Annotated in this window: 14 protein-coding genes; 12 read left to right on the top strand and 2 right to left on the bottom strand. The window is 39.4% G+C overall.

What is annotated here, in order from left to right; genetic code table 11:
- Positions 1–28: 28 nt before the first annotated feature.
- Entirely contained in the window at positions 29–1441 is a 1413-nt protein-coding gene (pykF, locus tag R3X26_RS13410; RefSeq protein ID WP_317717839.1) for a pyruvate kinase PykF, read from the bottom strand.
- A 445-nt stretch (positions 1442–1886) separates the two neighbouring features.
- Between pykF and R3X26_RS13405 the strand changes: the two genes are divergently transcribed.
- The 10 genes from R3X26_RS13405 to R3X26_RS13360 all read left to right on the top strand — a co-directional run bounded on the left by R3X26_RS13405 (position 1887) and on the right by R3X26_RS13360 (position 16540).
- Positions 1887–2651 (top strand): DeoR/GlpR family DNA-binding transcription regulator, encoded by a 765-nt coding sequence (locus R3X26_RS13405; protein WP_317717838.1) that lies wholly within the window; start codon positions 1887–1889, stop codon positions 2649–2651.
- Positions 2652–2723: 72 nt separating this feature from the next.
- The gene (gene glmS, locus R3X26_RS13400) at positions 2724–4556 is read left to right on the top strand and encodes a glutamine--fructose-6-phosphate transaminase (isomerizing) (RefSeq protein WP_317717837.1); all 1833 of its coding nucleotides are present in this window, start codon (positions 2724–2726) and stop codon (positions 4554–4556) included.
- Positions 4557–4694: 138 nt separating this feature from the next.
- A complete protein-coding gene (locus tag R3X26_RS13395; protein WP_317717836.1) occupies positions 4695–5501 on the top strand; it encodes a TnsA endonuclease N-terminal domain-containing protein in 807 nt (268 codons plus the stop codon).
- Complete coding sequence (locus R3X26_RS13390; RefSeq protein ID WP_317717835.1) at positions 5491–7572, top strand: Mu transposase C-terminal domain-containing protein; 2082 nt, start codon at positions 5491–5493, stop codon at positions 7570–7572. The genes R3X26_RS13395 and R3X26_RS13390 overlap by 11 nt, the downstream gene beginning before the upstream one ends.
- Positions 7565–9154 carry an ATP-binding protein gene (locus tag R3X26_RS13385; RefSeq protein WP_317717834.1) on the top strand — a complete coding sequence of 530 codons (1590 nt, stop codon included), beginning with the start codon at positions 7565–7567 and terminating at the stop codon, positions 9152–9154. Before R3X26_RS13390 ends, R3X26_RS13385 begins: the two co-directional genes overlap by 8 nt.
- Before the next feature lie 58 nt (positions 9155–9212).
- The gene (locus R3X26_RS13380) at positions 9213–12317 is read left to right on the top strand and encodes a type I restriction endonuclease subunit R (RefSeq protein WP_317717833.1); all 3105 of its coding nucleotides are present in this window, start codon (positions 9213–9215) and stop codon (positions 12315–12317) included.
- 9 nt (positions 12318–12326) lie between these two features.
- Positions 12327–13961 carry a class I SAM-dependent DNA methyltransferase gene (locus R3X26_RS13375; protein WP_317717832.1) on the top strand — a complete coding sequence of 545 codons (1635 nt, stop codon included), beginning with the start codon at positions 12327–12329 and terminating at the stop codon, positions 13959–13961.
- On the top strand, positions 13954–15159 hold the full coding sequence (locus R3X26_RS13370; protein ID WP_317717831.1) for a restriction endonuclease subunit S: 1206 nt from the start codon (positions 13954–13956) through the stop codon (positions 15157–15159). The genes R3X26_RS13375 and R3X26_RS13370 overlap by 8 nt, the downstream gene beginning before the upstream one ends.
- Positions 15159–15704: a hypothetical protein gene (locus tag R3X26_RS13365; RefSeq protein WP_317717830.1), complete on the top strand. Its 546-nt coding sequence runs from the start codon at positions 15159–15161 to the stop codon at positions 15702–15704. Before R3X26_RS13370 ends, R3X26_RS13365 begins: the two co-directional genes overlap by 1 nt.
- 2 nt (positions 15705–15706) lie before the next feature.
- Entirely contained in the window at positions 15707–16540 is an 834-nt protein-coding gene (locus R3X26_RS13360) for an ATP F0F1 synthase synthase (RefSeq protein WP_317717829.1), read from the top strand.
- Here R3X26_RS13360 and R3X26_RS13355 read toward each other — a convergent pair.
- Positions 16511–16969 (bottom strand): hypothetical protein, encoded by a 459-nt coding sequence (locus tag R3X26_RS13355; RefSeq protein ID WP_317717828.1) that lies wholly within the window; start codon positions 16967–16969, stop codon positions 16511–16513. The two genes, R3X26_RS13360 and R3X26_RS13355, sit on opposite strands and share 30 nt — an antisense overlap.
- A 142-nt stretch (positions 16970–17111) precedes the next feature.
- On the opposite strand from R3X26_RS13355, the gene R3X26_RS13350 reads away from it, so the two are divergent.
- Both R3X26_RS13350 and R3X26_RS13345 read left to right on the top strand, forming a co-directional pair.
- Positions 17112–17423 (top strand): helix-turn-helix transcriptional regulator, encoded by a 312-nt coding sequence (locus R3X26_RS13350; protein ID WP_317717827.1) that lies wholly within the window; start codon positions 17112–17114, stop codon positions 17421–17423.
- A 55-nt stretch (positions 17424–17478) separates the two neighbouring features.
- A complete protein-coding gene (locus R3X26_RS13345; protein WP_317717826.1) occupies positions 17479–19071 on the top strand; it encodes a TnsD family Tn7-like transposition protein in 1593 nt (530 codons plus the stop codon).
- The last annotated feature ends 485 nt before the right edge of the window (positions 19072–19556 follow it).

The following is a 19556-nucleotide window of genomic DNA, read 5'->3' as shown; positions in this document are numbered from 1 at the left end:
TTGTAATGGCTTACCATTAGTAGCGGCTTTATAGTACGTGTACCGAGGCGGTATTGGTTGTGCCTGAAGCAACAAGCGCACCAGAAACCATAATGACGATATCGCCTTTTTTACCAAGACCAGTGCTTAAAGCAAGTTCTTTACCATTTACGTAGAAATCGTCAGTATTCGAAATAGAATCAACAACGATTGGACGAACACCTTTAGTTAATACTAATTGTGCAGCAGTTTTCTTGTTAGTAGTTAATGCAAGAATATTTGCTGTAGGGAAGTACTTACGAACGGAACGAGCTGATTTACCACCGTCTGTAGCAACAACAATAAGCGGTGCTGCTAGTTTTTCAGCTGTGTCTACTGCACCTTTACATACAGCTTCTGTAATACGTAAACGTGGGCTGTCTAGGCGATCGCCAAGTTCAGCTTTAAGTGCGCTATCAGTACGGTTACAAATTTGAGCCATGATAGTTACCGCTTCAACAGGGTATTTACCTTTCGCTGTTTCACCAGAAAGCATTACTGCATCAGTACCATCCATTACTGCGTTTGCAACGTCGCCCGCTTCAGCACGTGTAGGACGTGGGTTTTGGATCATTGAATCAAGCATTTGAGTTGCAGTGATAACCATTTTACGAGCACGGTTACATTTTTCGATCATCATTTTTTGTGCAAAGATAACTTCTTCTGCTGGGATCTCAACACCAAGATCGCCACGAGCAACCATGATACCGTCAGAAGCAGCAAGGATAGAATCAAAGTTATCTACGCCTTCTTGGTTTTCAATTTTAGAGATAATGTGGATACTTTCACCACCATTAGCTTTTAGAAGCTCACGGATCTCTTTAACATCTTCTTCTTTACGAATGAAAGAAGCAGCAACAAAGTCAACGCCTTGCTCACAACCAAACTTAAGGTCTGCTTTATCTTTTTCAGAAAGGGCAGGAAGCTTAACTGAAACTCCAGGAAGGTTAACTCCTTTGTTTTCGCCTAAAGCACCGTTGTTAAGAACTTTACACTTAACTTCAGTATCAGTAATTGCGATAACTTCCATTTCGATTAGACCATCGTCAACTAAAATAGTGTTACCAACGGTAAGGTCGTTAGCAAAACCAGAGTAAGTTACAGCCACAACGTCTTTGTTACCTACAACGCTAGTATCAGTTGTGAATGTGAATTCTTGACCAGCAACGAGATCAACGTCATTTCCGCCTTCTAATTTAATAGTACGGATTTCTGGGCCTTTAGTATCTAGAAGGATAGCCAATTGCTTACCTTTAGCTTCCATTACAGAACGGAAGTTTTTGATACGTGTACCGTGTTCTTCAAAGTCACCGTGAGAGAAGTTAAGGCGCATTACATTCATGCCAGCTTCAACAAGTTGCGTTAATTTCTCTACAGATTCAGTTTTAGGGCCAATCGTACATACGATTTTGGTCTTTTTCATGGAAGATACTCTCCGGTAAGTATGTTTACATTCTAAATATTGGGTTACGGTTTAAACTACATAAGAAAGAAAATGACAACATTTTGTTGTAAATTACATCTCTCGCTTTTTCTAACTTATGCCGTTTTAATGTGTATAAAGTCTATCATTCAGCACAGCGACAAGCCGACTACCTGTTGAGGTTATTGCTATGGCTTATACTTTGTATTTTTTTGACTCTCCCTATGTTAAAGGAGAAAAGTTGCAAAAAAATAACGGTAATTTTTGTAATTAACTTTCTTTAGGGCGCGAATTCTAACAAATAATCCGATCAAGATCACTCTGCAGAGTTGTTCTAGGACAAACTTTCAGTGCAAAATTTTTAATTTTTAGCTCAAAATAAATGGACAAATAACTTTCAATTGAAATATAATTCTTTCGTTTTGTAATTATAAGATTTCATTTTATGACAAAAAGAAACACACAACTGAGACGTCACACAATATCAAAGTTAGTGGATGAGCTTGGTGAAGTGAGTGTCGAAACTCTTGCTCAGAAGTTTGATACATCAGAAGTAACGATTCGTAAAGATTTAGCTTCTCTCGAAGTTAATGGCCTTTTATTACGACGTTACGGTGGCGCTATTTCTTTACCTAAAGAAGTTATAAATGAGACGACTATCAATAAACTTTCGACTCGAAAGGTTAAGCTTGCGAAAGTTGCTGCAAAACTAATCAATGACCACAATAGAATTGTGATTGATAGTGGCAGTACAACCAGTGCACTCATCCCAGAATTAAATTTCAAACAAGGGTTAGTTGTGATGACTAATTCAATTCAGGTAGCGAACACTCTCAATGCCCTAGAAAATGAACCTACTCTGCTAATGACAGGCGGAACGTGGGATGTTCGTTCTGAATCTTTTCAAGGTAAAGTTGCAGAATCAGTATTGCGTTCCTATGATTTTGATCAACTGTTTATTGGTGCCGATGGTGTCGATTTATCTCGTGGAACGACAACGTTTAATGAGCTAATAGACCTAAGCCAAGTGATGGCGGATGTGTCTAGAGAAGTGATCGTTATGATCGAATCGGACAAAGTAGGGCGAAAAATCCCTAACTTAGAGTTGGCTTGGTCGCGAATCGATATAGTCGTAACCGATGAAAACTTAACCGATGAACAAATGGCGACAATTGAATCTAAAGGTGTGCGAGTTATTCGGGCATCTTAAAAAGTAATAATATTGTGAGCAAGCAGAAAGCTGCACGCAAATACAAATAATTGTAAAATTTGGAGAATTCAAATGTGTGGAATAGTGGGTGCAGTAGCACAACGTGATGTGGTTGAAATATTGGTTGAAGGTTTACGTCGCTTAGAATACCGAGGATACGATTCAGCCGGTGTTGCTGTGGTCGATGCAGACAAAAATTTAACTCGTGTTCGTCGTTTAGGTAAAGTTCAAGAACTTTCCGATGCAGTTGCACAACAAGCGGTTATTGGCGGAACTGGTATTGCGCATACTCGTTGGGCAACGCATGGTGAACCGTCTGAAATCAATGCGCACCCACATATCTCTGGTGATATTACTGTTGTTCACAACGGTATTATCGAAAACCATGAGCCGTTGCGTGAAATGCTACAAGCGCGAGGTTATGTATTTGAATCTCAAACCGACACTGAAGTCATCGCTCATTTAGTTGAATGGGAACGTCGTACATCTGATACTTTAGTTGAAGCATTGCATAAAACCGCCGCACAGCTAGAAGGTGCATACGGCACGGTTATCGTTGATCGTAACGATCCTGAATGCCTTGTCGTCGCTCGTTCTGGTAGCCCAATTGTGATTGGCTTGGGGATTGGTGAAAACTTCCTTGCTTCAGATCAGCTTGCTCTTTTAAGTGTTACACGTCGTTTTATGTACCTTGAAGAAGGAGATGTGGCCGAAATCACTCGTCGTGATGTGAGTATTATTGATGCTAACGGCCAAGCGGTTGAGCGCGAAGTTATTGAATCTAATGTAGAACATGATGCTGGCGACAAAGGTCAGTATCGTCACTTCATGCAAAAAGAAATCTTCGAACAACCCAATGCACTTAAAAACACAATGGAAGGGCGTGTCACTCAAGATTCAGTAGTAATAGAAAGCATTGGTGTGAATGCATTAGAAATTTTATCTAAAGTTGAACATGTTCAAATTATTGCGTGTGGAACGTCATATAATTCAGGAATGGCTGCACGATATTGGTTTGAAGGCTTAGCTGGAGTGAGTTGTGATGTAGAGATCGCGTCGGAGTTCCGCTATCGTAAATTTGTTACTCGTCCTAATAGTCTATTAATTACGCTTTCACAATCAGGTGAAACAGCCGATACATTAGCAGCGTTGCGATTGGCAAAAGAGAAAGGTTACATGTCAGCAATGACCATTTGTAATGTTTCTGGTTCGTCATTAGTTCGTGAATCAGATTTTGCCTTTATGACACGTGCGGGAACCGAAATTGGTGTGGCATCGACCAAAGCGTTCACCACTCAACTTGCAGCAATGTTAATGCTGGTAACGGCTATTGGTAAGCAGAATAAAAATATTGACGCTGAAAAAGAGAAAGAAATTGTACAAGCAATTCATGCTCTTCCTGTTCAAATCGAAGCTGCGTTAGCATTTGATAAAGAAATTGAAGCTCTAGCCCCAGATTTTGCCGATAAAGAACACACCCTATTTTTAGGGCGTGGCGAGTACTACCCAATTGCAATGGAAGCCGCGCTTAAATTAAAAGAAATTTCATACATTCATGCAGAAGCTTATGCCGCAGGTGAACTTAAGCATGGTCCATTAGCATTGATCGATGCAGATATGCCAGTGGTTGTCGTTGCTCCAAATAATGATCTTCTTGAAAAGCTCAAATCTAATGTTGAAGAAGTTCGTGCTCGTGGTGGTCTGTTGTACGTGTTTGCCGATGAAAAAGCCGGTTTTGAAGCAGTTGAAGGAATGAAGATTATTTCGTTGCCGCATGTGAACGAAATTGTCGCGCCAATTTTCTATACTGTTCCGATGCAGTTGCTTTCTTATCATATTGCTATCATCAAAGGAACCGATGTTGACCAACCTCGCAACCTTGCAAAAGCAGTCACGGTTGAATAAGTGCTAATTTAGCATTTATTGACATTGTATTCGGATAATAAAGTTTGATCTAAGTTAATAAAGTCTGATCAAAAGTAATAAAGTCTGATCAAAAAATAGCCTCTTGGTGTATGCTAAATACATCAGGAGGTATTTTTTATGCCAGACTCAAATAAACCAGTTCATCCAGCCGACTTCAAAAAGCTCAAAATACGTGGAAAAGGCGTAGGGAAAGATTATGAGCCTTTTATCTACATTCATGAGTTAAGCAGTTTGGGGGAAAGTTGTCGAAGCAATAGCGCTACGGTTGGTCGAGTTCATCACCTCCTATCCCGACTAGAGTTAGCTGCTTTCCTCTCATTTGATTATTCCTCCAATACTATCGATATTCGCGAGCAGTTTCCCATTCCTATAGAAGATACTTTGGATATTTGTCGCCAGTTAGGAATCAAACATCCTCAAGTTTCAGGCAAGCTCAAAGTTGTTACTACAGATTTTCTGTTAGATTTTAAAAAGCAGAAACAATTGGCATTGACCGTTAAGTATTCTGAAGAGTTAGTTAATCCCCGAGTTATCGATAAGCTCCAAATTGAAAAAGCGTATTGGGATAATAAGGGAGCTGACTGGCGTATATTTACTGAACGTCAAATTGAACCTGTCCTAAAAGAGAATCTACAATGGCTCCATCCTGCATTAGTTAATGATTCCGGTGAACGCTCAAACCAAGAACTGTTGAGCATAGTGGAGCGTCTGTTAACTCATCAAAACGTAAAAGTCGGTGGATTGTGTGCTCAACTCGACGATAGCTACCAAGTTGAACCTGGTTTTCATATAGAAGCTTTTAGATTAGCTATTTCGAGAAAGATAGTTTTAGCACCATTGGCGCTATCATTTTACCACTGGACAACAAGTGAGTTGGTTATTACTGAGCACTCCTTAGCGTTAAGGAGAGGCAATGTATCTTAATCAAGTGTATTTAGATAATTTAACTCAGCATCGCTATCGGGTTGTATGGGAACACCTGAACTTTTGTATGTTGATCGATATTGATGATGAAAGCGCATGGCCGATTCAGTTTGATATTGATGACTTATTGAATCCCGAGCAATTTTCACAAATCAGTGAGCCATTTGTTTTACCGTCGGTTGAAATAGGGAGTATTTCGACAGAAAGAAGAGATGAAGCTTATCGTGCCATTTCACATCTCCTTGATAACTACACTTTACTTTTTGATAAGGCGACTCGTAATCAATTAATTCGAGAGCAATTAGAAAATACCGATAAACCTAGAATCTATATTCTTCGTCAGCTTAGGCGTTATTGGAAACGAGGAATGGCGCCCGATGCTTTAGCTCCTGATTACGAGAAGTGTGGGGGCGCTGGTACTCCAAGAAGAAATGTTAAAAATAAGCTTGGTCGTAAACGCAAACATGCTGATGGTGAAGGAATTATTATTACCGACGAAGTGGCAGACTTATTTCGTTTGGCAATAGATGGCTTTTACTTGAAAAATGAAAAAGTGAATCTCAAAGATGCTAAAGACAGAGCTGTAGGTTTTTACAAATCTCGTTATCCTAAAGCGGATAAAACGAGCATACCCACACTCTCTCAATTTAAATATTTCTACAAAACCAACTATCAGACTACCCATGTTCTCAAAGCTCGAACCCCACAAATCCAATTCAATAAGGATACAAGCCCGTTAACGAGTACTTCTGCTTATTTGAATTTTGGGCCCGGTGCTAGATATGAAATTGATGCAACAATTGTTGATCTGTATTTAGTATCTGGGTTAGATAGAAATCGCATCATTGGGCGGCCCGTTATTTATTACGTTAAAGACGTATTCAGTCGCATGGTGGTGGGGTTATACGTGGGTCTAGAAAATCCATCTTGGGCGACAGCAACCATTGCTTTAGCGAATGCCTTTTCAGATAAAGTGAAGTATTGCCAACAGTTCGGGATCGAAATTGATTCATCAATGTGGCCAAGTGTTGGGATTCCAGCCACGATTACGGCTGATAGAGGTGAAATGTTAGGGAGGCAAGCCGACGTTCTAGTTAACCGCTTAGGTATTTCACTAACCAATACCCGAGCGTATCGGGGTAGTGATAAAGGTGTTGTTGAACGAGCGTTTAAGGAAATGCACGCTCATATAAAGCCTTATGCTCAAGGTGTTGTAGAGCCTCTTAATGGCAAAAAGCGTATCGGACATAGATATGAGTTAGATGCTGAACTAACGCTTACAGCATTTACTAAAATCGTGATTCATCATGTGATTAATCACAATACCACTCACGTTGTTACTGAATATGATTTTTCTCCTGATATGCCAACTGACCTTGCATCTAAGCCAATTGATCTTTGGAATTGGGGAGTGAAAAATCGCACTGGTAAGCTAAGAGTTGTTGATGAGGAACTCGCTTTTATCAATATGCTTCCACAAGGTAAAGCAACGGTTTCTGTCACTGGAATCAAGTTTAATGGTATGTCCTATACCTGTAGTGAAGCTATGCAGATAGGATGGTTTCATCGGTCGAAATCAGTGACTAGACCAGAATTTGTTGATATTTCCTATGATCCTAGGAATACAAACGTAATTTATTTAAGACCTGATACTAGATTCGATTCTTATTGGGTCTGTTTATTGTCGGATAAAAGCCGAAGATATCGCGATATGACGTTTGCTGAAGCTAAGCTTTTGCTGTCACAGGCCAAGAAAACGGAAGCAACCAATCAGCAACAAGAAGACTTTGAAGCTCCAGATTTGCAGCAGGAAATCCTGCAGATTGTCAAACAAGAGCGAGATAAAAAAGCACAATCTCCATCATCTCAGACTAATACTGAAAAGCTTCGTGGCATTCGGGAAAACCGGAATGCTGAAAAAGAATTAGAACGACAAAAAAATAGAGATGAGTTGGCTGATAAATCGAAAAAACAAGAACTTGCTCCAGTTGTTCCAATTCGTTCATCCGATTCGGATGAATCTTTTGATTTTCCAGATTTAGATTCATTCTTGGAGGATGATGATGAATAGAATTTGCACTGCATGTTACATTGATGCTGAAATTCAAGAGTATGAAGGCCATCCGTTAATTAATGCCTTGCCACCAATTAACTCTCCGGAACAAACCGCTAAGTTATTGTTTAGATACCCTAAGATCACCGATGAAGAAAGGGCTTTACCGGGGCATATTAAACGTCATGCGATGATGAGAATACTGGATAAGTTTTTGTATCCAACAAAAGCTCATTCTCAGCTCGAACAAATGATATCTGGGATGATACGTAGTGGGTATCTGAGCAGAAATATTGCAGATAAAAGCTATGTCGAATCATTAAATGCTGTCGATAGAGTCAAGAGTGTTAAATCTCGAAGGAATGCAGGCAATGAAGCTTTAGTTAGCTCTGTTATTGGCTGCTCTGGTGCAGGAAAATCGACGGCGGTTGAAGCGATTTTAAATAGTTATGAACAAGCCATATTGCATCCAGATTATCAGCATGTACAACTCGTATGGTTAAAGTTGGAATGCCCACATGATGGATCGGTTAAGAGTTTATGTATTAATTTTTTCAGGGCTGTTGATGAAGCATTGAATACTGATTATCAAGAAACCTATGTAAAACCTCGGTCATCGGCAGAATCATTGCTGGGTGATATCGCCAGAGTTGCTGCATTGCATTCGATTGGCATTTTGGTTATTGATGAAATTCAGCACCTTGATCATTTTAAGTCCGGCGGATCAGACCGAATTCTAAACTTCTTTGTGGCGTTAACTAACGTTATCAAAATCCCCGTTCTTTTTGTCGGCACACCAAAAGCAAACCAAATTTTTAGTCCAACTATGCGCAGTGCGAGGCGCGCAGCTCAATTTGGTAGTTTGAATTGGGGGCGTTTTAACCGTTCCACTCAACCTCAAAAAGACGATGAGTGGGAAAAATTCTTTGCTCGTTTATGGAAACTTCAGTGGTTTCAATCACCAGTTCCGTTAACCGATGGTATACGTGACTTATTTTGGGAGTATACTCAAGGAATTGCGCATATAGCTGTAGTTCTGTTTTATCTTTGTCAGGTTCGTGCGGTTATCGTTGGAAAAGAATTGATCGATAGAAAGCTTGTCGAGAAAGTGTATAACGAAGAGCTATCTATTGTTCATCCGATGATTAACGCTTTGCGAGGTGGGCGGGAAGAAGAGATTCTGAAATATGCGGATCTTGATTTGCCGCTCAAAGAGGTCTTGGTTCTTGCTGAAGGCTCTGATGAAGTCATTGAAGATGCGTTGGAACAAGATGAATCATCATTAAGTTCTGATAAGCAATCCCAATTAGTAGCGTTGCTTAAACAGTTTAATATCGGTAGCGATTTGGCTCCTATTTTAGCAAAACAAGCAATGGAACAGTTTCCAAACGAAGATCTGTTTGGCTTAGTCGCTAAAGTTAAAGAATTGAAAGATCCAACACCTCAGATTAAAAAGAAAAAGCAGAAAAAAGAGTTAGGCTACACTCCGGTTTATATATCTAATGACTTACGAATAATGAGAGATGATGATCCTGAGTTTACCTACCAAAACTTAGTGAAAGGTGGTGTGGTAATAGACTTAATGCAATATATGAGTTAGCGAAGAAACATCACTGACGTCAGTACATAGGCTACTAAAAAGAAAAAGCACGGATGATATGAAATTTAATGAAGACTCGCGGGTGAAAATACCCGCAATTTTGCATTTGATGAGACTTGGGTATAAGTATCTGTCACTTAAGAATACTATCTGGGATTTGGATACTAATATTTTTCCTAATATATTTATTGAGTCTGTTTCCAAAATTAACCCTGGTATTGAACAGGACGATATCGACCGTTTACTCGATGACGTAAAACTTTTGCTTGATAACGAAGATTTAGGACGTGCATTCTTTGAACGTATTTCCGAACGTTCCAACACCAAACTCATAGATTTTGAAGATTTTAACAACAATAGTTTTCATGTTGTTACAGAGTTGACATGTCAAAATGGCGATGAAGAATTTCGGCCTGACATTACATTACTTATCAACGGGATGCCTCTGGTGTTTATTGAGGTGAAAAAGCCCAATAATCGTGAAGGAATACTGGCTGAACGTGATCGAATAAATAGACGTTTTCAGAACCCTAAATTTAAACGATTCGCAAATATTACCCAGTTTATGATCTTCTCCAACAATATGGAGTACGACGATGGTGATCCTGAACCGGTGCAAGGAGCGTTCTACGCCAGTAGTTCTTATAACAAGCCAGTGTTTAACTACTTCCGAGAAGAAGAGGTTTTCAATCTTACTGCGTTGTTAAAGACGGTGTCAGATGAAGATGAACTTAGGGTATTAAAAGACAATAACCTTGAAGTTATCCGAAGCAACCCTGAATTTCAGACAAACAAACAAGCAGAACGTCCGACCAATCGCATTTGTACTTCTCTTCTTAGTAGAGAGCGCTTAGCCTTTATTTTACGTTATTCCTTAGCCTATGTATCCGAAAGTGATGGTTTGCAAAAACATATCATGCGTTATCCACAAATGTTTGCCACTAAAGCGATTGAGTGCAAACTCGACGAAGGAATTAAGAAGGGAATTATCTGGCATACTCAGGGGAGTGGTAAAACAGCTCTTACCTTTTACAATGTCCGATTCTTAACCGATTTTTTCCAAAAGCAGCACATTATCCCTAAATTTTATTTTATTGTTGATAGGCTTGATCTGCTGCAACAAGCACAGCGTGAATTCATTTCTCGTGGGCTAATTGTTCATACTATTAATTCTCGTGATGCCTTCACTAAAGATATTAAGACCACTCAGGTTATTCACAATCACTCCGGTAAACCTGAAATCACCGTGGTGAACATTCAAAAATTTAAAGATGATCCTGATGTGGTTTCTACGAAAGACTATGACGTAGATATTCAGCGGGTCTACTTCCTTGATGAGGTTCATCGTAGTTACAACCCGAAAGGGAGTTTTCTTGCCAATTTAAGCCAATCAGATAGTAATGCCATCAAAATAGGTTTAACCGGTACGCCATTACTGGGAGATGACTACAATTCACGATCCTTGTTTGGTGATTATATCCATAAGTATTACTACAACGCTTCAATATCTGATGGTTATACACTGCGTTTAATTCGGGAAGAAATTTCCACTCAATATAAAATCGAGTTACAACAGGCTCTAGAAGAAGCTGAAGTGAAAATGGGCGATGTAGATCGTAAGTTGATTTATGCGCATCCAAGCTTTGTGGAACCAATGCTCGATTATATTGTTACCGACTTTGAGAAAAGTCGTGGTGCGTTGAACGATGGTAGTATTGGTGGAATGGTAATTTGCGATAGCTCCGATCAGGCTAAGCAAATGTTCGAGATTTTCAATTCGGTTTATGCTGAAAAACGAACAGATGGAGAGCAATCAAGCTCTGAACTTGAGGTTTCTGAACCTTCACCGGTTGCTTATTCAGAATCGATTAAGCAAGATAACAAAGTTAAAAGTGCGGCGCTGATTTTGCACGATATCGGCACTAAAGACGAACGCAAAAACTGGGTTGAAGATTTTAAGGCAGGCAAAATAGATTTTCTCTTTGTCTACAATATGCTTCTAACCGGCTTTGATGCCAAACGCCTGAAAAAACTTTACCTTGGTCGGGTGATCCGTAAGCACAACCTGTTACAAGCCCTTACACGAGTAAACCGTACTTACAAAGATTTTCGCTACGGCTATGTGGTGGATTTTGCTGACATTCGCAAAGAGTTCGATGCTACCAATAAAGCCTATTTTGATGAGTTACAGTCGGAATTGGGCGATGAAATGGAGCATTACTCACACCTATTTAAATCTCAGGAAGAGATCAAGCTAGAAATCGAACATATTAAAGACGTGTTGTTCCGTTTTGATACTGACAACATGGAAGAGTTCTGCAATCAGATCAGCCAAATACAAGACCGAGATACCGTACTTGCACTAAAAAAAGCCTTAGCAGATGCTCGCAGTTTGTATAACTTGATCCGCTTGCAAGGTGAGTATGACTTTCTCGATGAGCTGGATTTTGCCAAGCTGAATGTGCTTTATCGTGAAACTAGCAATCATCTGGACTTACTGAATCTTAAAATTGATTTAGAAAGCGGGCAAGATACCACTAACCTGCTCAATCGTGCTTTAGAAGATGTTATCTTTAAGTTTGTAAAAATCGGCGAAGAAGAGCTGGTACTGGCCGACAAACTTAAAAACACGCTACGTCAAACTCGCGAAGCACTGGCTAGTAACTTTGACCAGCAAGACCCGCAATTTATAAGTTTGAAAGAAGAGCTGGAGCGCTTATTTAAGAAGAAAAATCTTAGTGAAGTAACTCAAGATGAAATGGTTGCCAATATAGATGCATTGAATAAAATACACGACCGCGTTAAAGAGCTTAATCGCCAAAATAACCTGTTAAGGCAAAAGTATCTAGGCGATGCCAAATACACTCGTATCCATAAACGATTGCAGGAGCGACAGAAAAGTCAAAGTGATATTAGCGAGTCAGAGCGTAAAATATTTGAAGCCTTGGCGGGCGTGAAGCTAGATGCCGATGAACAGGTGCTCAACAACAGCCAGATTCTCGATAACGAAAGTTACTTTGAACGCCAAATGATACCGTTGGTGATCGGTCGTTTTATGAGAGAGCAGAAGATTAAACTTAATCCTGATGTTTCACGTTACATCAATCATTTGGTAGTAGCGGAATATTTAAAAGAATTTAATACAGGTAGCCAATCCTGGTAGGACATAAACGTGATAGAACTCGAATTTCAAGAAAAAACTAAAACGCTAATTGATAGTCTAAAAAGTATTTGTGCGAACTATGGGCTGGGAAATGATGGTAATGAATTCAAAATCATTACTCAAACGTTTTTGTACAAGTTTTTAAACGATAAATTTGCTTATGAAGCAAAGAAAATTGACGACAGCATAGCTCAGGCAGAAAAGTGGGAAGAAGTTCTGAGTTCCATGAGCGAAGATGATCTTGAGATGATGCAACTTCAAATGGGTGGTGACACCGCCCGTTTAAAGCCTCACCACTTTATTAGCTATCTCTTTAGCCAACAAAATGCACCAGATTTTGCCAAGTTATTTGATGACACCTTACGTGATATCGCTATGACAAATAACGAAGTATTTGCAGTAAAAACAAATGGTGGTGCAAAGGTTGTTTTGTTTGACCGTATTAGCGAATATGTCGCTGATGAGTCTCAAAGAGATGATTTTTGTCGAGCAATTATTAATAAACTGGTTGAGTTTAGCTTCGAGCGTATTTTTACTCAAAAATTTGACTTCTATGCGACCATCTTTGAATACTTAATCAAAGACTACAACAGTAACTCCGGTGGTAAATACGCCGAGTATTTTACTCCTCATGCGGTAGCACGCATTATGGCTGAAATCTTAGTACCCAAAGAGCAACGTGGTACAGTACGCAATGTTAGTTGTTACGATCCATCGGCAGGTTCGGGTACCTTGTTAATGAATGTGGCCCATGCTATTGGTGAAAACCGCTGTAGCATTTATACACAAGATATTTCGCAAAAGTCATCAAACCTGCTGCGCTTAAACCTGATCTTAAATAATTTGGTGCACTCCATTCCGAATGTAATTCAGGGGAATACTGTGCTGCACCCTTATCATAAGGATGGCAAAGAACTAAAACGCTTTGATTATATTGTCTCTAACCCGCCGTTTAAGCTCGATTTTAGTGATTTTCGTGATGAGTTGGATAGCAAAGAAAACAAAGAGCGATTTTTTGCTGGTATCCCAAAGATTAAACCTAAAGCTAAGGACAAGATGGAAATCTACCAGTTGTTCTTGCAACACATTATTGCGTCGTTAAAGGCGGGAGGAAAAGCGGCAGTTGTGGTGCCTACTGGTTTCATTACAGCTCAATCAGGAATCGACAAAAAAATTCGTGAACATTTGGTGAAAAACAAAATGCTATCGGGCGTAGTTTCCATGCCATCGAATATCTTCGCCACTACGGGGACGAACGTATCGATCATATTTATCGACGCCAGCAATGATGGCGATGTGGTATTGGTTGATGCTTCAAACTTGGGTGAAAAAGTCAAAGATGGCAAAAACCAAAAAACCGTATTAACACCAGATGAAGAACAACAGATTATTGAAGTGTTTAACGCTAAGAAAGCAGTAGACGATTTTTCCGTCGCTGTGAGTTATGACGACATCGAAGCCAAAAACTACTCGTTAAGTGCAGGTCAGTACTTCGATGTGAAAATCGAATATGTGGATATAACCCCAGAACAGTTTGCTGAAAAGATGCAGGGCTTCACCAGCAATTTAGATAGCCTGTTTAGCCAGTCTCGGGAGTTGGAAACAGAGATTAAAAACCAATTGGCGGGGTTGAATTATGAGTAACCTCAAGAAGTATCGATTTTGTGATCTATACACAATGTCTTCCGGGATATCGTCTACAAAAGACCAGGCCGGGCATGGTAGCCCATTTCTATCGTTCTCTGTGGTATTCAATAACTATTTCGTGCCAGATGCACTGACCGACTTGATGGCCACATCTGACAAAGAAAAAGATACCTACTCAATAAAGAGTGGTGATATTTTTCTTACTCGAACCAGCGAGGTTGTTGATGAGCTTGCGATGAGTTGCGTAGCAATCAAGGACTATCCAAAAGCCTCATATAGTGGCTTTTTGAAACGACTTCGCCCAACACAAACTGATATCACCTACTCGAAATTCATGGCTTTCTACCTAAGAAGCCCAATGTTCAGAAAAACCATGACAAACAATGCAGTCATGACTCTTAGAGCAAGCCTGAATGAAGCTATATTCTCATATTTGGACCTTTTGTTACCCGAATATGATGACCAAGTTAAAGCCGGTGATCTTCTTTACCTATTAAATGAAAAAATCGAACTCAACAACCGTATCAACGCCGAGCTGGAAGCTATGGCCAAAACTTTGTACGACTACTGGTTTGTGCAGTTCGATTACCCAGATGTAAACGGTAAACCCTACAAAACCTCTGGCGGTAAAATGGTTTACAACAGAACTCTAAAGCGTGAAATACCGGAGGGGTGGAGTGATGGTACGCTTGGTGAAATTGCAGAACTTTATCAGCCAAAAACAATTTCTGAAAAAGAAATGATCGAAGACGGAGAATTCCTTGTCTATGGTGCAAACGGAATTGTTGGGCGTTATGATGAATACAATCATGAACAAAGCGTTGTTGCAGTAACATGTCGGGGCAATTCTTGTGGTGAAATTAATGTAACTCGCCCCTTTTCGTGGATTACAGGTAATGCGATGGTTGTGAAAACCGATTCACATTTCCTACCACCCACATATATCTATAACTTATTGCGTTCAGCTGGTCTTGAAAATGTAATAACTGGTTCTGCACAACCGCAGATTACAAGGACAAATCTAGCGCCAATGAAAATTATTAGACCAGCTGAAAAGGTTCTGACTAATTATGCTGGGTTTGTTAAACCGCACTTTAAGAAGCGAATAGCGATTTTGGATGAAAATGAAAAGCTAGAAAAACTCCGCGACTGGCTTCTCCCGATACTAATGAACGGTCAGGTAACGGTGAAATAATGAATTTATTGTTTCGGCTATTGCTCACTTTCAACGCAACTTCCCTGTTGTTGTTGATTTATCTGGTACAGAAAGGAGTAACTCTAGTTAAGCTGTTACCTAACTGTTCCTCTGTAACAGTATGGCCGAACATTTATTCCTATCTTATTTATCTTAGTGTACCGATATTACTGACCGGATTAAGTATTTGGTTCAGTAAGTGGCTTGGTCGGGATGAATTCAAAAAAGGGACTGTTGAGAGCATTGAGCATGCAAATAACAGTTTCTTGCCAAGTTATTTAGGCTACTTCTTTGTCGCGCTCAGTATCAGTAACTGGGAAACCCTATGGTTTGTTTATGGGGTGCTGTTTGTCTTCACTTTTCTATCGCAAGCGCTTTATTTTAATCCGCTTTTTTTGTTGTTTGGCTTTGAGTTTTACAACATCAAAACGACGAATGGCACTGCGATTTTTCTGATCAGTCGATGCAAATATAAAAAGCCGGATGAAATAGATATCAGCAAAGCATACCGCATTAACAACTACACATTTATGGAGCGAGAATAAATATGGATCATGTGTTGGCTAAAGTTAAAGGGTTAAGGAAAAAGCCTTATTTTAAACTGATTTCTGACCATACACTCTATGATGCTGTTGTTGCCGATATCGCCCATTGTATTGACTATGATCCTGACCATAACCTGGATGAAGACTCTTGGTTTAAGATTGAGCAGTTTAGTCTTCAGGACTATTGCCTAGATTTTTTAAAAGGTGAGTTTGATTCGAAAGACTATGACGACTTAACCAAAGCTCAATTTTCAAAAATAGCCTATCTATTTTCCGTTCAAAATACGGATATCTATTTTCAAAAAGTCACACCATCAGTGTTTCTCAAGCGGAAAATGATTGGTTTCGGTGAAACGGCTGAAGTCGAAGAAAGTCAAAATCGTTTAGTCATAAATACGTTACCCGATGCTATCTATTATAAAAATGCAGATACGCTGATATTTAAAAATTTAGCGACCATAACCAGTATTTTTAAAGGAATAGATGTACTTTACAAAGAAGCGACTAACGATGAGGTTGAAGAGTTTCTTGATGAGCCATATATCGAGTTAGCAGGTGACTATGGGCTGGATAAAGTGTCAAAACCTAACCGTAAGCGTATAGCATTAGCCATGGCATCTCTTGATGCAATGACTGATGATGATAAAGCGAATATGCTAGGCTACATTGATGAATACTGTGATCAAAAATTAACATTTGATGAGGCTAATAGTAAGTTTGAAATTTCTACCGACGATGAACTAAAGCTCCTGTTGTATGGTATTGAGCAACGTTTTTATACCACACCTTTTGGGCATGAAAAGCGTTTAGCAAACTCGGTTGTCAGCCTTGGTTAATGGAATTTGATGAGAAATAATAAGACGCTTCAACGCTCTTTCTCTGCCAGCTAAGTTAAATTGTTCTCGTTTTGCTTGTTCCAACAAAAAATCGATTTGATTACGTTTTTCCGGGTATTTTTCGTAGAACTCATTGTAAGTTTTGATCTCAGATTCCAATACTCGAATTTCCTCACTGACTTGTGATTCAATAGCCAATAAATCATTTGTAGTTTGGTCGAATACTACCGGACTAAAGTAGTTGGAGCGGATCAGAGAAAAATCATAGTAACGTTGCTTTCTTTCACCAAGGGCGGTAATCAGCCCTTTACATTTTAGAGCGTGAATATTCCGAGCTACAAATCGAGTGGCTTGAATTTTATCAAATGCAGTTGTTTCTACAGCTAGCTGAATCAGTTCCTTCCGGCTAACCGTATCCCGTTTAATCAATTCCAGCAAGGATCCAAATTTTGCATTTTTTATTCATTCTTTCGGAAATCTCATTCTTAACTATACTTAGGATTGCTAAGTATACACAACTAAGAGAAACTTAGACAATCTAAGTACGTGAGATTTTTAAGATGAAGAAACGTTGCATAACAATCCAATCCCAGAACGCCTTAAGCAGGCACGAAAAAAAGTGGGTATTTCACAGAAAGAACTTGGTGTAAGAGTCGGTATGGATGAAAGCTCTGCGAGTGGTCGAATGAACCATTATGAAAAGGGTAGACATGTACCAGATGTAGAAACCTTGCGGAAACTAGCAAAAGAGCTAGGTGTACCGCTGAACTACTTTTTCTGTGAAGATGACCAAAGTGCAGAACTGGCTGTTCTGATTGATAATTTAAGCAGTGACGATAAAAAGTCTCTGATTGAGTCACTTAAGAAATCCAAGAGCAAATAGATAACAGCCATAATTCAATATAACCGACCTCAAATTTATGAGGTTCGTTATGATCATGCAGTTTCCAGTTCCCTATGAAGACGAACTCTTGTCGAGTGTATTGGCTCGATTTGTTCAGCGGCAAGGGCTTAATGCAGATAAGCAGGCATTAGAGCTATTGTTTGGTTCTCGGAATATTGTTCCATCATCGTTATTCCAGGGACATATCCAGTTACTTTTATCTCATGTTGGACATTTGTGGGATACATCTCCAGAACAGATAATAGAAAAACATGCGTTGCTTGGCGTATTTAAGCCATTCATGGGAGCATCTCGATATCAGATTCAAAAGGATGAATTGATTTTTGGCAGTAAAAATCAAACGTTAACCAGTATTGGTATTAATGCATCAAAGTTAAATTGGCCTCGTAAATTCCGTTATTGTCCCATTTGCCTTAAAGACGATATCGATAACCTAGGGGAAACATACTGGAGACGTCAGTTTCAGTTACCTGGAATTTCGTGCTGTCCAATACATCGTTGCTTATTGGTCGATAGCGGTATTGAGATCAGAGCAACTCATAGACATGCTTATATCCCCGCAGATTATGAACGGTTTAAGCCGACAGTAGGCATCGGCATCATCGAAAATAACCCTTTCCATGTTTCCTTAGCCAGACAGATTGATAGCTTATTTTCTTCATCATATTCCTGCCATTCAGAACATCACTGGAGTTTGTATTATAAAAATTTAGCTAGCTCATTATCCTTAATGAAAGGAGGTAATATTGATCATGATTTGATTCGTTCTATTATCCGAAATTCTTGGGGAGATAATTGGTTAGCTGAAAATGGATTGGGTTTGGAGGGCGAAAATAACTGGTTAGTTGCTATGTTTCGAAAACACAGGAGAGTTTTTACGTATTTACATCATCTGGTAGCAATGATTGCTCTGCTTGGTGAATTTGTTTCGATAAAAGAAGAATGTACGAAAGTTGATATTTTGCCGGATAAATCAGTAAAGAAAGCGAAATACCACACATCAAAATATGAACAGCGTAAAGAAGAATACCGTGCTATTTGGTTAGATTTAATGAAATATCACGAGTCGTTAAAGGATATTCGGAATACGAGAGAAGGAACAAGAGTGTATTCGTGGCTTTATAGATTTGACCGAAAATGGCATTGTCGTAATTTGCCAAAACCATTGATTATAAAGCACATTAAGCCAAGGGTTGATTGGGGTAAAAGAGATCTTAAAATAGCCAAGCAATTGCTGAGTATTGAACGAAGTACCTTCTTTGATTTGTCTTTGCCGAGAAAATCAGGTGCGTGGTATTCAAAACAGATAAATGCGACGAATTTGATCCCAGATAAGCTAGATAAACTACCTTTATGCCATTGTTTCCTAACTCGTTATCAGGAATCAGTAGAAGAGTATCAAATTAGAAGATTGCTCTGTATTGTTGTTGATAAGTTAACTCACGGACAGACTATTCCTAAAATATATGAACTTGAACGTAGCGCTGGACTCAGTAAAAAACGGATTAGGGAACCTGCCAAGCAAGTTCTCTTCTTGGATATCCCGAGAATCTCGCGCCAAGCGGGACTTGCCGGAAGATACCAAATTAATTCAGGTCCAGGGTATAACCGTTCGTCGGGGAATTAGTGGTAAATGGAAACCACATCTGGCTCTTAAATGGGAAAATAGCGAGAAATGTAAGTTTGTTCCTATCGAGTTAGCTAACATGATGGTTAGTCAAAGTACGTATAAGAATGGTGAGAGATTAGCTGATGGTACCCTTGATAAGTTGAATGTGGTCATTGAAACTGATGGGCGGACTATAGATGATGATTCGCCATATATGCATTATTCGACTTATGAAGATATTACGATTGCAATAACGAATTTTGAATTGGCAAGAGCACTATTTTTTCACAACCAGTATCTTATTCGAGCTGCTTTTAGTCCAAATGGACTGAGGGACTTAGCTCGGTATAACGATGATTCTAATGACCCCAAAATTATATTTCCTGAGACTACTCGCTATCCAGTAGAAAACATTCGTTCTCGGAAATCTAAAGAGCATTTGGCTTGGCTAATGACAGACCGACACGTTGCGAAGAGCTTTTTTTCAATTTATGAGTTACTTA

It is taken from the genome of Vibrio sp. TH_r3 (assembly GCF_033101115.1).
Classification (GTDB): Bacteria; Pseudomonadota; Gammaproteobacteria; order Enterobacterales; family Vibrionaceae; genus Vibrio.
This window is presented reverse-complemented; position numbering and strand designations above follow the sequence as displayed.